This is a genomic window from Azohydromonas lata NBRC 102462, from assembly GCF_001571085.1.
Lineage (GTDB): Bacteria > Pseudomonadota > Gammaproteobacteria > Burkholderiales > Burkholderiaceae_C > Azohydromonas > Azohydromonas lata.
On sequence record NZ_BCTC01000082.1, the window covers coordinates 1 to 14,226 of the forward strand.

16 protein-coding genes and 1 pseudogene are annotated in these 14,226 nt (G+C 69.5%); 4 read left to right on the forward strand and 13 right to left on the reverse strand.

The window, feature by feature from the left end:
- The 4 genes and pseudogenes from ALA01S_RS34925 to ALA01S_RS22395 form a co-directional block, all read right to left on the reverse strand.
- A pseudogene (locus ALA01S_RS34925) lies at positions 1 to 136 on the reverse strand (RNA polymerase sigma factor); the annotation flags it as partial.
- Positions 133 to 474 carry a cupredoxin domain-containing protein gene (locus ALA01S_RS22385; RefSeq protein WP_169805981.1) on the reverse strand — a complete coding sequence of 114 codons (342 nt, stop codon included), beginning with the start codon at positions 472 to 474 and terminating at the stop codon, positions 133 to 135. The pseudogene ALA01S_RS34925 and the gene ALA01S_RS22385, both read right to left, overlap by 4 nt.
- On the reverse strand, positions 467 to 1,033 hold the full coding sequence (locus ALA01S_RS22390) for a DUF4142 domain-containing protein (protein ID WP_066341259.1): 567 nt from the start codon (positions 1,031 to 1,033) through the stop codon (positions 467 to 469). Before ALA01S_RS22390 ends, ALA01S_RS22385 begins: the two co-directional genes overlap by 8 nt.
- A 91-nt stretch (positions 1,034 to 1,124) precedes the next feature.
- A complete protein-coding gene (locus ALA01S_RS22395) occupies positions 1,125 to 1,967 on the reverse strand; it encodes a metallophosphoesterase family protein (RefSeq protein WP_084267818.1) in 843 nt (280 codons plus the stop codon).
- Positions 1,968 to 2,066: 99 nt separating this feature from the next.
- On the opposite strand from ALA01S_RS22395, the gene ALA01S_RS22400 reads away from it, so the two are divergent.
- The 4 genes from ALA01S_RS22400 to ALA01S_RS22415 all read left to right on the forward strand — a co-directional run bounded on the left by ALA01S_RS22400 (position 2,067) and on the right by ALA01S_RS22415 (position 5,321).
- Positions 2,067 to 2,900 (forward strand): nucleotidyltransferase, encoded by an 834-nt coding sequence (locus ALA01S_RS22400; protein ID WP_066341264.1) that lies wholly within the window; start codon positions 2,067 to 2,069, stop codon positions 2,898 to 2,900.
- 31 nt (positions 2,901 to 2,931) lie between these two features.
- Entirely contained in the window at positions 2,932 to 3,969 is a 1,038-nt protein-coding gene (locus ALA01S_RS22405) for an isocitrate/isopropylmalate dehydrogenase family protein (RefSeq protein ID WP_066341266.1), read from the forward strand.
- Positions 3,970 to 4,061: 92 nt separating this feature from the next.
- The gene (locus tag ALA01S_RS22410; RefSeq protein ID WP_084267825.1) at positions 4,062 to 4,556 is read left to right on the forward strand and encodes a nuclear transport factor 2 family protein; all 495 of its coding nucleotides are present in this window, start codon (positions 4,062 to 4,064) and stop codon (positions 4,554 to 4,556) included.
- A gap of 306 nt (positions 4,557 to 4,862) precedes the next feature.
- On the forward strand, positions 4,863 to 5,321 hold the full coding sequence (locus tag ALA01S_RS22415; RefSeq protein WP_157119196.1) for a hypothetical protein: 459 nt from the start codon (positions 4,863 to 4,865) through the stop codon (positions 5,319 to 5,321).
- Positions 5,322 to 5,393: 72 nt separating this feature from the next.
- Here ALA01S_RS22415 and ALA01S_RS22420 read toward each other — a convergent pair whose 3' ends face one another.
- The 9 genes from ALA01S_RS22420 to ALA01S_RS22460 form a co-directional block, all read right to left on the reverse strand.
- On the reverse strand, positions 5,394 to 5,924 hold the full coding sequence (locus ALA01S_RS22420; RefSeq protein WP_157119197.1) for a hypothetical protein: 531 nt from the start codon (positions 5,922 to 5,924) through the stop codon (positions 5,394 to 5,396).
- 141 nt (positions 5,925 to 6,065) lie between these two features.
- Positions 6,066 to 6,761: an ABC transporter permease gene (locus ALA01S_RS22425; protein WP_157119198.1), complete on the reverse strand. Its 696-nt coding sequence runs from the start codon at positions 6,759 to 6,761 to the stop codon at positions 6,066 to 6,068.
- A gap of 355 nt (positions 6,762 to 7,116) precedes the next feature.
- On the reverse strand, positions 7,117 to 7,809 hold the full coding sequence (locus ALA01S_RS22430) for a hypothetical protein (RefSeq protein WP_157119199.1): 693 nt from the start codon (positions 7,807 to 7,809) through the stop codon (positions 7,117 to 7,119).
- A gap of 409 nt (positions 7,810 to 8,218) precedes the next feature.
- Positions 8,219 to 8,992, reverse strand: a complete 774-nt coding sequence (locus ALA01S_RS22435) for an aspartate/glutamate racemase family protein (RefSeq protein ID WP_066341271.1) — start codon at positions 8,990 to 8,992, stop codon at positions 8,219 to 8,221.
- Positions 8,993 to 9,077: 85 nt separating this feature from the next.
- On the reverse strand, positions 9,078 to 9,842 hold the full coding sequence (locus ALA01S_RS22440; protein ID WP_238455899.1) for a GntR family transcriptional regulator: 765 nt from the start codon (positions 9,840 to 9,842) through the stop codon (positions 9,078 to 9,080).
- Complete coding sequence (locus ALA01S_RS22445; RefSeq protein WP_066341272.1) at positions 9,835 to 10,755, reverse strand: ABC transporter permease; 921 nt, start codon at positions 10,753 to 10,755, stop codon at positions 9,835 to 9,837. Before ALA01S_RS22445 ends, ALA01S_RS22440 begins: the two co-directional genes overlap by 8 nt.
- 2 nt (positions 10,756 to 10,757) lie before the next feature.
- Entirely contained in the window at positions 10,758 to 11,702 is a 945-nt protein-coding gene (locus tag ALA01S_RS22450; RefSeq protein WP_084267819.1) for an ABC transporter permease, read from the reverse strand.
- Between the two features lie 122 nt (positions 11,703 to 11,824).
- Positions 11,825 to 13,108: an ABC transporter substrate-binding protein gene (locus ALA01S_RS22455; RefSeq protein ID WP_066341275.1), complete on the reverse strand. Its 1,284-nt coding sequence runs from the start codon at positions 13,106 to 13,108 to the stop codon at positions 11,825 to 11,827.
- 66 nt (positions 13,109 to 13,174) lie between these two features.
- Positions 13,175 to 14,161: an ABC transporter ATP-binding protein gene (locus ALA01S_RS22460; RefSeq protein WP_066341281.1), complete on the reverse strand. Its 987-nt coding sequence runs from the start codon at positions 14,159 to 14,161 to the stop codon at positions 13,175 to 13,177.
- Positions 14,162 to 14,226: the final 65 nt, after the last annotated feature.

Consider the following 14,226-nt stretch of genomic DNA (forward strand, 5'->3'; position numbering starts at 1 on the left):
CCAGCCGGTACAGACGCCGGTTGTGGCGGCGCATGAGCGGCTCGAAGGCCTTCACGTCGCCGGCGACGACGCGCCGCACCAGGGCGGCCTCGTCCGCGGCCGGGCGTTGGGGCGGCAGGGCGGATGCGGGGCTCATGGCTTGTCCTCCACGGTCAGCGTGGCCGTCATCGCGGGGTGCAGCGTGCAGCGGTAGCGCAGCGTCCCGGCCGGTGCCGCCACGGTGGCGGTCCACGACGCGCCCGCGGCCACGAGGCCTGAATCCAGGGTCCCGCCGCCGCCCGTCACGGTGTGCGGCACCAGGTCGTGGTTGACCCAGGTGACCCGGTCGCCCGGGTGTGCCGCGAGGGCTGCCGGGCTGAAGCGCATGTCCTCGATGCGCACGGTGTGTTGGGCCGCCGGCGCCAGGGCCGGCCAGGCGGCGCCCAGCGCGGCCAGGGCCACGGCGGCCGGGCCGGGCCTGCGGCGCTCAGCCACCGCGCCGGCCCAGTTGCGCCTGCAGCGCCCGCGCATGCTCCAGGTGGGCGACGAAGGCGGGCCGCACCTTTTCCAGCAGCGCGCGCAGCTCGGCGTTCCTGGCGCCCGGGATCAGGCTGCCGTCCAGCGCCTGCAGCACCTGCTCGTGGTAGGCCACCTCATGGTCCACGTAGGCACGGTCGAAGGCGTCGCCCTGCAGCGCCCGCAGCCGCTGCAGGTTGTCCTGGCCGCCCTGGCGCAGGCTGGCGCTGGTGGGGTTGTCCGCGGGCGTGAGGTGCAGCCGGCCGGCCAGGGCGGTGGCCTGCCCGTTGACGCTGCCGTGGTCGGCCACCATCAGGCGGGCAAAGGCTTTCACCGGCTCGGCCCTCGCGCGCCCGGCGGCGAGCTGGCCGGCGTCGATGTCCACCTGGTTGGCCGCCACGACGATGGCGGCGATCTGCGCGTCACTGGGGACGGACGGCGCCGCTGGTGCCGGCTGCGCCTGCACGCCCATCGCCGCGCCCAGGGCCAGCGCGCACAGCGCCCGCCGCGCCGGATTCAACTTCGAGCCGCGTTCCATGCTCCACCTCCTGCTCCGCACCGCCGGGCATGGCGGCCTGCAGGGTGATGGACGTCGCGGCGCGCCGCGGCGTTCCCGCGTCGGCGATGTTTCAGTGCGCCGGCAGGGCTGCATCGGCTGCCTGCCGCGGCAGCTCCAGCAACCTGAACGGCGGCTGCTGCGGGTAGCTGTGCCGCAGCAGCGGCATGGCCACGTTGAACACCGGCGTGCCGTTGACCGTCTGGCCCTGCGGCGTGCCGCGGTGGGCGTGGCCGTGGAAGACGGCGCTCACCGGGTAGCGGATCAGCGGCTCCTCCAGCCGCGTCGTCCCCAGGAAGGGAAAGATCTCCAGCGGCTCGCCCTGCACCGTGGCCGCGATGGGCGAGTAGTGCAGCAGCGCGATGCGGTCCGGCGTGCGCAGCTTGGCCAGCGCCGACTCCAGCTTCAGCGCCTCGTGCAGCGCCTCCTGCACGAAGGTCTTGATCGCCTGCTCGCCCCAAGGGCCCAGGGCGCCGCGGCCGAAGCCGCCGGCAAAGCCCTTCACGCCGGCAATGCCCACGCCCTGTACCTCCACGGCCTCGCCGTCGAGCACGCGCACGCCCGTGTCCTTGAGGATGCGCGCCACCACCTCCGGCTGGCCGGACTCGAAGTCGTGGTTGCCCAGCACCGCCACCACCGGGCGCGACAGGGCCACCTGCGCCAACTCGCCGGCCAGCACCTTGGCCTCCTCGGTGGTGCCGTAGTCGGTGAGGTCGCCGCACAGCAGCAGCACGTCGGCGGCTTCGGCCGCCTGCGCGAAGAAGGAGCGCAGCGAGCCGGCGGAGTCCTTGGTGCAGTGCAGGTCGCCCACGGCCGCGAAGCGCACCACGGATTTGCCGTGGACCGCGGCGGCGGCCTGGGACGGGACTTGCGGCTGAGGGCTGCCTTGGGCGTTCGTCGCGTTCAGGTCGGACATGCCAATCCTTTCTGGGCTGCGGTTTGCGTTGGAGGCAGGACGCGTTCCGCCCCTCGTGTGGCGCACTGCAGCAAGGCACGGGCCTTGCCCGGGTGGCCCATGACATCCACCGCCAAGACGCCGCTGCCGCCCGCGGCCTGCGCCACCGCGCTCGATCCGACGGCCGAGCCCTTCTACCTGCAGGTGCTGCAGGCGCTGGACGCCGCGGGCGTGCCCTACGTGGTGGGCGGCGCCTTCGCCCTGGCCGGGCTCACCGGCGTGGAGCGGCCCACCAAGGACCTGGACCTGTTCGTGCGCCGCGCCGACTTCGACCGCCTGGACGCCGTGCTCGGCGACGCCGGGCTGCGCAGCGAGCTCACCTTCCCGCACTGGCTGGGCAAGGTCTACAAGGGCGCGTTCTTCATCGACTTCATCTTCGCCTCGGCCAACGGGCTCAACCCGGTGGACGACGGCTGGTTCGAGCGCGCGGGCCGCGCCACCATCCTGGGCCACCCGGTGCGCACCATGTCGGCCGAGGACATGCTGTGGTCCAAGGCCTTCATCATGGAGCGCGAGCGCTACGACGGCGCCGACGTGGCCCACGTGCTGCGCGGCTGCGGCGCCGCGCTGGACTGGCACCACCTCATGGACCGCGCCGGCCCCCACTGGCGCGTGCTGCTGAGCCACCTGGTGCTCTTCGGCTACGTCTACCCCGACGAGCGCGACCGCATCCCGGCCTGGGTCATGCACGAGCTGCTGCGCAAGCTGCACGACGAAATGCTCGCCCCGCCCCCGGCCAGCGGCCGCATACAGGGCACGCTGCTGTCGCGCGAGCAGTACCTGGCCGACCTGCGCCACGGTGCCGGAGACGCCCGGCTGAAACCGGCGGGTACGATGAGCGCCGAGGAGATCGCGGCCTGGACGGCCGCCATCGGCGAGCCTCACGAAAAATAGACAGATAGATCCATAGAGGAAGGAGATCCCCATGAGCAGCAGCGCCCGCATACCCGCCACCCTGATTGCCGGCGACGGCATCGGCCCCGAGATCGTCGAATCGGCCGTGGCCGTGATGGAGGCGCTGGGCTCGCCCTTCGAGTGGGACCGCCAGGAAGCCGGCGCCGCCGCCATGAAGGCCGCGGGCGACCCGCTGCCCGCGGCCACGCTGGACAGCATCCGCCGCACGCGGCTGGCGCTCAAGGGCCCGCTGGAAACGCCCTCGGGCGGCGGCTGGCGCTCCTCCAACGTGCGGCTGCGCGAGGAGTTCCGCCTCTTCGCCAACGTGCGCCCGGCGCGCACCATCATCCCCGGCGGCCGCTTCGACAACATCGACCTGCTGCTCATCCGCGAGAACCTCGAAGGCCTCTACATCGGCCACGAGCACTACGTGCAGATCGACGACGACCCGCACGCCGTCGCCATGGCCACCGGCATCAACACCCGCCAGGGCTGCCGCCACATCCTCGAATACGCCTTCGAGACCGCCATCGCCCTGGGCCGCAAGAAGGTCACCGTGGTGCACAAGGCCAACATCATGAAGGCGCTCACGGGCATCTTCCTGGAGACGGCGCAGCAGATGCATGCCGAGCGCTACAAGGACCGCATCGCCATGGACACCATCATCGTGGACGCCTGCGCCATGAAGCTGGTGCTCAACCCCTGGCAGTTCGACACGCTGGTCACGACCAACCTCTTCGGCGACATCCTGTCGGACCTCACCGCGGGCCTGGTGGGCGGCCTGGGCATGGCGCCGGGCGCCAACATCGGTGCGGACGCAGCCATCTTCGAGGCCGTGCACGGCTCGGCGCCGGACATCGCCGGCAAGGGCCTGGCCAACCCCACGGCGCTGCTGCTGGCCGCGGCACAGATGCTGGACCACGTGAAGCACCACGAGTCGGCCAACCGCCTGCGCAAGGCCATCGACGACACGCTCAACGTGGACCAGGTGCGCACCGGCGACTTGGGCGGCAAGGCCGGCACCCGCGAGTACACGCAGGCGCTGGTGGCGCGCATCAAGCAGGGCTGAGCCCGCTTCAACCCCGCGCCGCGCCGGGCATGCGCGGCGCGGTCCAATGGCGGCCCAACGCACTGCCCGCGCCCTCCACGGGCGCCGCCTTCATGTCCGAAGTCCCTGCAACGGCCGCCGCCGGCAACGCCGGCTCTCTTCCGGCCCTCCCGTCCCTGTCCCCGCTGGAGCGCCTGCTCGCCGAGCAGGCCTGCCGCGACCTCGTGGCCCGCGCCGTGCAATGCACGGACAGCCACCGCCACGAGGACTTCGCCGCCTGCTTCGCCGCGGACGCCGTGCTCACCCGCCCCGGCGGCGAGCCGCTCGCGGGCCGCGAGGCCATCCTCGCCTCCTACCGCACGCGGCCGGCCGATCGCATCACGCGCCACCTCGTCACCAGCACCGTCGTCACGCTGGAGTCGGCGACGCACGCCCGCGGCCTGAGCTGCGTGCTGCTGTGGAGCGGCGAGGCCGCCGACGCCCAGGGGCCTTCCGGCCGTCCGGCGCGGCGCCAGGTGATGGGCGAGTTCGACGACGTCTTCACCCTCACCGCCGAGGGCTGGCGCATCGCCCGGCGCGATGCGCGCTTCCTGCTGTACGCGCCCTGAAGCTGCCCTGGCCCGCCCGGAACCGCGCAGCGGCCGCGCTGCCAGAATCCGGCCCATGGACAGCAGCACCGTCTTCCGCGCCGCCGCCATGGCCGCCGCGGCGCTCAGCCCGGGGCGGCCCGCCGCCGCATGCGGCTCGAAACGGCTGCCTCGGCACGGCGGCGGTGCCCACCGCGGTGGGTCGGGTAGGGGTCTTCCAGCGCTTCAAGCAAGGGGCTGGAACGAGGCTGCCGGCTCGCGGTTTGCCTGGTCTGGCCGTCAGATAGCCGCGCCCGGCGCCCTCGCACGGCCCGGCGCCTGGATGCCATGAGCGACCGTTCCCCCGCCGACGCCCTTCCACCCGTGCCCGCCGGGCTGCGCGCCGTGTACGCGCTGTATGCCGCGCGGCTGTGCGCCCCCGGCGTGCGGCTGCGGCACTACCGCGGGCGCTGGCTGGCGCTGCAGCGCGAGCGCGCGCTGGACGCCCGCGTGCTGCCCGTGGCCGACGAGGAGCCCTACGGCAACCGCCTCACGGGCTTCAAGCAGTTCCAGCGCGACGCGCTGGCGCAGGTCACGCCCGGGACGGAGCTGGTCTTCGTGGCCCTGGAACACGGCACTTGGCGCCCACGCGGCGTGGACGCCCCGCTGCTGCAGATGCTGGCCATCCGGCTGGAAGTGTCGGGCCACGCCGTGGGCCTGTCCGGCCACGTGGACCTGGACGACAACGGCCGCCCGCTGCGCATCGCCCCGGCCTTCGCCCTCATCGTGGACTTGCGGCTGCTGTAGGCGCCGCGCGCCCCGGGGGCTCTCCATCGCAAGCCGGCCCGCGTGCCGGCGTTCGTTGTTGCGCGAGCCGGATCAGCCGTGGCCGGTGGCCGGCTGCGCACCCAGGCGGCCGGCCGCGGGCGCATGCACCTGCAGCGGACGCGGCACGGTGCTGCGCATGGGCGCCACCTGCGGCGCGGGCTTGAGCTGTATGCGGCCGTAGGCCAGGAAGCGGTTGCCGTTGAGCACGCCGATGTCGTAGGCGCCCAGCGGCAGGTCGCCCACGGGCAGGCTGGCGCGGAACTCGCCGGTGGAGGCCACGTCGGCGCTCACGTCGATGAGCGCGACCCGCTTGTCCTCGTCGCCCACCACCACCACGCGCAGCGTGGTGCCGGCCAGCTCCGGGTAGCGCGCGTGCAGCTCCAGCCAGTGCGGGCCGGCGCCGCCGTCCTCCAGCGGGCTGCAGGCGATGTCGCTGCAATGCACCACGCGCACCTGCGTGCTCTCCGTGCGGGAAGGCTTGCCCTGTTGCTGCGCCAGCGCGGACGCCGGTGCGCACAGCACGCAGGCCGAGATGGCCAGGGCAGGCAAGAGCGGTGAGGGGAAAGAACACGTGTACGCCATGGGTACCCTCCGGCAGCCAAACAGGAGGCGCCCATGGCAGGCCGCGGCGGATCAGGCCGGAGGACTTCGGTCCGCCATGGCGACCGTCACCTGCAATGTCGCCCCCACAATCAGGGGTAGGAAGCTCGTAAACCCTTGGCTTCAGCCCTTGGCACCTGCGCAGCAGGCGCGGCCGGCATCCACCGGCAACCCGGCATGCACGTCGCGTGCCGCACCCCCGAGGCCGGCGCGGCATGCCGATCGCGCATGCCGCGCTCTGCGCAGCGCCTCCATGGGCGACAGCCGTGCCGCCTCGCAAATGATCATGTCCAAAATTTCGGCCCGCCTGGCGCCCAGCGCCATGCGCAAGCCGATTTCCTTGCGCCGCTCGGCGACGCTGGCCAGCATCACGTTCATGACGCCAAGGCCGCCTACCAGCAGCGAAATGGCCCCCACCCCGCCCAACAGGCCGGTAAACAGCCGGTTTTGCCGGCGCATGCCCTCCACCAATTGCGCCGCGGCCTGCACTTGCGCCGATTTGCCCTGTGCCGACAGATGGTTCGATAGGCGGGCGGCCACGGCCAACGGGTCTTCCCCGTCCGCGACCCTTACCACATAGGCGTCCTTTGGGCTGATAAAGCGGCCGGCCGCTAATGGCAGTTTGGCCACCGAGGCCAGGCCTGCGTCGGCGCCGACGAAAGGCGCATCCAGCAGCCGGGTGTCCAAGCCCGCTTTGGCTTGCCCGGTTTGCAGCGGCGTGGTTTGGGCAATACCGTGAATATCGTGAACCAAACCTTCGGCATCGCTGACAATCAGTATTTTTGTGGTTTGCGGGGTGTTGATATTTCTCCGCGGCACGTTGCAAATGAGGCTTGAAAGCCCTGGTATTGCCGGACGGCCAGCGCGACCACCTCGTTCAGCGTAAGCATCACGGTGGTTGCAATTCAGACGCCAGCACCGCCGCCTACCCCGGCCCGCGCCACGGCGAGCAGCAGAAATAGGTCCCTTATCATGAGCAGCATGGTCCGCAGGCCTTGGAGCCGGCCCGTGATCAGAAAGTAAAACGGCAAAAAAACCTCCGAAACTGCGCTCGACGTCTTGATCAGCGTGAATTTTCTGGAGGCGTGGAATCTCGAAAGAATTTGCGACCGTCGACTTGTGTCAATTGAAGCTCAATCTGCCTTGAAACCGTTGACGTTGGCTCTTCAGGGTTTTAGTTGACCTGTTGAAACGTCACGCCACCTTTATGCTGTGCAGACCGAAGGCTGGTCAGCAAGTCATTCATGTCGAGTTTGCCGTATTTTTCTTCGTCGTCTTTTACCATTCGGTTGTTGGCCTCCAGCATGGCAGGCGTCCAGCCCAATGCGGAGCGCACCTCGGGTGACATGGTTTTGTAAAGCGCATCGATGGCCATGCCATGTCCACGCCAGTCTCCCGCCACCGCGGGGCCCGCGAAAGCTTCAACGGAAATTTTGACTCTGTCGGCCAGCATGCCTTGCGCGGCGTCCTGCTCAGCTTTCGAGAAATTTTTGGAGGAATTCTTGGCCATGGCGGCCAGTTCCTGGTCACTGAATTTCGAATAATCCAGCAGCCCTGCTTGCTGAACGTTGATCTGGTTCGCGGGCGTATGGGTTTTTTCTGATGCCTGCTGCTTGAGCGCATCCATTTTCGCGCGCGCGGCGTGGCCGACGTCCTCGAAGGACAGGGCCATGGCCTGGGCCGCAGCGAGCTTGGCATTGGGTGACAGGGTGACGATCGTGCTGCTGGACGTCGTCGCGGCACCAACGGTGCCGCCTTCTTTGTCAACGGGCTTGTGCTCGTTCCCCACAGCCTCGCCGTAAATCTCGGCCTTTGAAGATACAGGGCTGTATGAACTGCCAAAGCTGCCTAAAACATTGATGCCCATTTCTCATTTCCAGGTCAATTGCGTCGGGAAAACTGGTTGTAACTTCGTATGTTGACAGGTGTCCGGGCAAATAATTCCTCAGTTGGTGACTTTGGAAACCGACATCTCGGATATCGTGCTGACGCTCTGAACTGGGCGAAAAAGCGTTTGATGCGTAGCGGAAAAATAATTGCCGGCGCGCGAACGAATATCGCTCTCACGCCAATGACGCCAGTACCCACGCCCCAATAAGAACGCTGCCGGCAAGGCAATTCGGCTTCGCTGCGGACCGGATGGCCTGTTTTCCTCCAATGTTTACAGGACTGTAAAAATTTGTTTCCGCACTGCGGAGATTGACTTGAGCCCTGGCGTGGGGCGATGGCCGAAAACGGAGCATGGATGTCCGTTTTGCTGCGCTGCAGCGGAGCGTTCAGTGCTTGGCCAAGGCGGCGTCCAGCTCGGCCGACAAGCCCAGCCATTGCGGGCCATCGCCGGACGCGGGTGTGCCGGGCGGCGTGGCGGTGTGGGCCAGTTGCAGCGCGTGGGCCGCGCCGGCGCTCACGCTGTCTATGAGCGGCACGCCCACGTCGGCCTGTATGCGCGCGGCCATGCCGGCCAGTCCGGCACCGCCCAGGATGATGCAGTCCGCACCTGTGGCGTGCGCCGCCTCCCGGCAAGCGTGCGCCAGCAGCGGCAGCGCGGTGGCCGGGTCGGCCGCGAGCTGCGCGCCGCTGGGCGCCACGGTGTGCACGCCGGCCAGCGCGTCGGCCACGCCCAGCGCCTGCGCCAGGCGGCGCAGCATGGGGGCCCACGCGGCGCCGCCGGTCACGATGGCAAAGCGGCCTGCCGCGGATTGCCGCACGGCTTGCAGGAAGGCGGCCTCGGCCAGCCCCGTCACCGGGCAGTCGCACAGCTCGCGCAGCGCGAACAGGCCCGGGTCGCCGAAGCAGCCCAGCAGCAGCGCATCCGGCCGTGAGCTTTGAGCCCGATAGGCGGCCCAAGCGTCCAGCGCCGCGTGGCCGGCGATGGCGCAGGCGGCCTCGGTGGCGATGTAGGCCGCGCCCAAGCGGGCCGTCACGCCGTCCACCACCGCGCGCTGTCCCAGCTCGCCGCGCACGTGGCCCAGCACCAGCGCGGTGACGGAGGCCGAGGTGTTGGGGTTGAGCACCAGCAGGCGGCGCCGGGCAGAGGTGTCAGGGGTCATGCGGCTGGGGTTGGGGGCTGGTGTTTCGTCGGCTTGCTGCGGGCAGCGCGGCAAGCGGCGTTCGCGGCGGGTTCAACGGTGCGGCTCAGCCGCGGCAGGGCTTGGCGCCAAAGATCTGCGAGAAGTCCGGCGCCTGGGTGCCGGGCGGCTCGATGCGCAACTGCTGCTCGATCTCCAGCAGGTGCTGCGTCATCAGCGCCGCGGCGGCCTTGCCGTCGCGCAGCCGTATGGCGGCCAGCAGCGTGCGGTGGTCGGCGCAGCCGCAGCCCGTGGGCACCTCGCCGTTGCCGTAGGTCATGAGCACCAGCGAGGTGCGCGAGACCAGCTCGCGCAGCACGCGGCCCAGCGTGCGGTGGGCGGCGCCGTCGGCGATGCGCAGGTGGAACTCGCCGGACAGGCGTATGGCGCGGCGGCGCTCGCCCGCGGCGCGGGCGGCTTCCTCCTGCGCCAGGCAGCTCGCCAGCGCGCCCAGGTGGCCGGCCGAGGCGTGCTCCATGAAGCGCTGCACCAGCAGCGGCTCCACCATGCGCCGCACCTCGAACACCTCGCGCGCCTCCTCGGGGTCAGGCGTGGCCACCGTCGCGCCGCGGTGCGGGGCGAGGGTGACGATCTGCTCGTGCGCCAGCCGGATCAGCACCTGCCGTATGCGCGTGCGCGACACGCCGAAGGCCTGGCCCAGCTTGTCCTCGGCCAGCCGCGTGCCGGGCAGCAACTGGTGGTCGAGGATGGCGTCCACGATGCGGCCGTGGATCTGCGCGTCGGTGAGGGCGGCACCCGCGGGGGCCGTGGGCGCGGCGTCCTGGGCGGGCGGGGAGGCTTCGGTGTCTTGCATCAGGTCGTCTTCAGCCATGGCGGCGTCCCGCGGCGGCGCGCTGGCGGCGCAGCAGCCACAGCGCCCCCAGCGCCAGGCCGATGACGGCCAGCGACAGCAGCGTGGTCAGCGTGCCCAGGGCGTAGATGGCGGGCGTGGTGACGGTGGTGGTCAGGCCCTGCAGCTCCAGCGGCAGGGTGTTGACGTCGCCAATGGCCTGCGAGGTGCGGGCGATCTCGTCCCAGCTCAAGGTGAAGCCGAACAGCCCCACGCCCACCACGGACGGGCCGATCAGCGGCAGCAGCACGAATTTGAAACTTTGCCAGGGCGTGGCGCCCAGGTCGCGCGCCGCTTCCTCGTAGGCCGGGTTGAAGCGGTTGAACACGGCGAACATGATCAAGAGGCCAAAGGGCAGCGTCCACGTCAGGTGCGCGCCCAGCGCCGAGGTGTAGAGGCCCATCAGCGTGGTGTAGCCCTCCAGCACCGTGTCCAGGCCCAGGCTGCCGAGCAGGGCGCGCACGCCGTCGTCCAGCAGCCGGAACTGCAGGCCGATGCCCAGCGACACCACGATGGACGGCATGATCAGGCTGGCCACCGTCACGAAGAAGAGGGCCGAGCCGCCGCGCAGCTTCTTGCGGAAGGCCAAGCCCGCGAGCACGGACAGCACCACCGTGAGCCCCATCACCACCGCGCCCAGCGCCAGCGAGCGGCGCAGCGCGGCCCACACGTCCACGGTGCCCAAACCCTCGGCCAGTTGCGCGAACCAGTGCAGCGACCAGCCGCGCATGGGGAAGGTCAGCCCGCCCTGCGGACCCTGGAAGCTCAGGACGAAGATGGTGAAGGTCGGCCCGTAGAGGAAGAGCACGAACAGGGCGAACAGCAGGGCCAGGGGCCAGAAGCCGGCCGGGCGCTTCTCGTCGCGGCGGGCGGGGCGGGCGGATCGAAGTGCCATGTTCACAGCTCCCGGCGGATGTCCACCACCCGCGTCAGGCTCCACACGATGAGCAGCACCGTGGCCAGCAGGATCACCGCATTGGCCGCGGCCAGCGGGAACTGCAGGTAGGAGGTCTGCACTTGAATGACCTTGCCCACCGAGGCGATCTGCTGCCCGCCCATCACGCCCACGGTCACGAAGTCGCCCATGACGATGGTGACCACGAAGATGGAGCCGATGACGATGCCGCTCTTGCACAGCGGGACGATCACGTTCCACAGCGTCTGCCAGGCCGAGGCGCCGCAGTCGCGCGAGGCCTCCAGCAGCGAGCGGTCAATGCGCATCATGGAGTTGAAGATGGGCACCAGCATGAACATGGTGTAGAGGTGCACGAAGGCCAGCACCACGGAGAAGTCGGAGAACAGCAGCCACTCCAGCGGCTGCGAGACCAGGCCCGCGGACACCAGCGTGTCGTTGATCAGCCCGTGGCGCCCAAGCAGCGGCACCCAGGAGATCATGCGGATCACGTTGGAGGTCCAGAACGGGATGGTGCACAGCAGGAACAGCAGCGTCTGCGCGCCCGTGCTGCGCACGTGGAAGGCCAGGAAGTAGGCGACGGCAAAACCCAGCACCAGCGTGATGGCCCAGGTCAGCAAACAGAACTTCAAGGTGGACAGGTAGGTCGCGAATGTGACGCACATCTGCCCGTCGGTGCGCGGGCAACCCTCGAAGATCTTCAGGTAGTTGGCGAAGGTGAAGCCGGGCAGCAGCTCGTACTCGTTGAAGTTCCAGAAGCTGACCATCACCACCAGCGACAGCGGGATGATGAAGAACAGCAGGAACACCAGCGAGAAGGGCGTGGCCTGCAGCCAGGCCGGTGCGCCGGCGCGCAGCGCTGCCGCCTTGCGGGGGCGGCGCGCGGTGGCCGTGGCCCCTGGCTGGCTTGCGGCGGAGGCGCCCCGCATCGTCTTTCCCGCGAAAGCGGGAATCCACGATCGCCGGGACGCACCGCGTGGTTCGTGGATGCCCGCTTTCGCGGGCATGACGGTGGGTTGTTCGGACATGGGGGCCTCCTGCTTCACTCAATTCAGGCGGCCACGAACTCGTTCCACTTCTGGACCATGTAGGTGTTCTCGTCCATCACGGCGTTCCAGCAGGCGATGCCGCCCATGCGCGCCTCGTAGCTGCCGCCGTCGCGCACGCTGCCGGCCTTGGCCAGCACCTCGCCGCTGGGGGCCTTGATGTCCTGCGCGGCGGGCTTGCCTTCCATCCAGTAGGCCCACTCGAAAGGCTCCATCTTGGCCTTGGCCGTCTCCAGCACGGCGCTGTAGTAGCCCTGGCGGTTGAGGTAGGCGCCGGCCCAGCCGTCCAGGAACCAGTTGATGAACTCGTAGGCGGCGTCGAGCTTCCTGCCCGACAGCGTGGCGGGCAGGCCGAAACCGGCGGCCCAGGCGCGGTAGCCTTCCTTCAGGGGCTGGAAGGTGCAGGCGATGCCCTTGGTGCGCACGGCGGTGACGGCCGGGCTCCACATGGACTGGATCACGACCTCGCCGGAGGCCATGAGGTTCACGCTCTCGTTGAAGTCCTTCCACAGCGAGCGGAACTGGCCGGCGCGCTTGGCCTCGATCAGCGTCTTGATGGTCAGGTCGATCTCGGCCTTGGTCATGTTGCCCTTGTCGGGGTACTTGTGCAGCCCAAGAGCCTCCACCACCATGGCCGCGTCCATGATGCCGATGGACGGGATGTTGAGGATGGCGGCCTTGCCCTTGAACTCCGGGTTGAGCAGCTCGGCCCAGGAGTTGATCGGCCGCTTGATCAGGTCAGGCCGGATGCCCAGCGTGTCGGCGTTGTAGACGGTGGGAATCAGCGTCATGAACTGCGTGGGCGCGTCGGCGAAGGTCTTGGCCTTTTCGCCCGGCAGGTACATCACCTTCTTGGGCGCGGTGCCCTGGTCGCCCACCTTCTTGCCTGCGACTTCGCCCTTGGTGAACAGCGGCGTGATCTTGTCGGCGTTCTTGATGCGCTTGGCATCTATCCCCTTGAGGTTGCCCGTGGGGATGATCTTCTTGAGCGAGAAGTACTCGGTGTCTATCAGGTCGAAGGAGTTGGGTGCGGTGACGGCGCGCTTGGTCACGTCGTCCGTGGTCACGGCCACGTACTGGATGTCGATGCCCGTGTCGGCCTTGAATTTTTCCGCGATCTTCTTGTCCTGGTTCACCGCCGTGCCGAGGTAGCGCAGCACGATCTTTTCCTGCGCGAACACCGCCGGCGCCATGCCGGTGGCCAGGATGCCGGCCATGCCCTGCAGCAGGCTGCGGCGGCCCAACGTGGTTTCGGGCACGACGAGGGGAGAGGTCTTGCGGTCGGACATGGGGGCTCCTTGCGGTTTCTGGGGGGCTGTGGTGCGGGGGAAGGCGGGTGGGCGCGGGGGCGCCGCTCAGGACTGCAGCGCGTGCGCGTGCGCGCCCTGCCAGGAAACGGTGGCGGCCTCGCCGGGCGACCAGGGCGCGGCGTCGAAGGCGGCCTCGGCCAGCATGGCGGCGATCTCGCCGGCGGCGCTGGCCAGCGTCACGAGCACGTAGGTGCCCTGGTACTCGACGTTGTGCACCGTGGCGGCCAGGCCCTCGCCGCCTGCTCGGGAGAGCAGCGTGCGGTCGCTGCGCACGGCCACCTTGGCGCCGCCTGCGGGCAGCACGTTGTGCCCGCCCATGAAGCGGGCCACGAACTCGGTGCGCGGGGCGTTGAAAATCTCGTGCGGCGTGCCCTGCTGCTCGATGCGGCCGGCGTTCATCACCACCACCTGGTCGGCCAGCGCCATGGCCTCTTCCTGCGAGTGCGTGACGTGCACGAAGCTGAAGCCCAGCTCCTTTTGCCAGCGTTTCAGTTCGGCACGCATCTTCACGCGCAGGAAGGGGTCCAGGGCGGAGAGCGGCTCGTCCAGCAGCAGCACCTTGGGGTTGGTGATGAGCGCCCGCGCCAGCGCCACGCGCTGCTGCTGCCCGCCGGAGAGCTCGCTGGGCTTGCGCACCGCGTAGGCGCCCATGGCAACCAGCTCCAGCAACTCGGCCGCGCGCTTGCGCCGCGTGGCGGCGTCCACGCCGCGCATCTTCAGGCCGAAGGCCACGTTGTCCAGCGCGGTGAGGTGCGGGAACAGCGCATAGCTCTGGAACATCATGGCCGTGCCGCGCTGGGTGGCGTCCAGGTCGGTGATGTTGCGCGCGCCCAGCAGGATGTCGCCTTCGGTGGCCACTTCGTGGCCGGCGATCATGCGCAGCGTGGTGGTCTTGCCGCAGCCCGACGGGCCCAGGAGGCAGCAGTAGCTGCCCGCGCGGACTTGAAGGTTGATGGCGTCAACGGCCGGCGTGCCCGCGCCGTAGCGCTTGCACAAGGCGACCAGTTCGAGATCGGCGGAGTCGGTGCTCATGCAACACACCGACGCAATGCCTGTGCCAGCCTGTATTCGGTTCAGATGGCCGATTGCATACGATC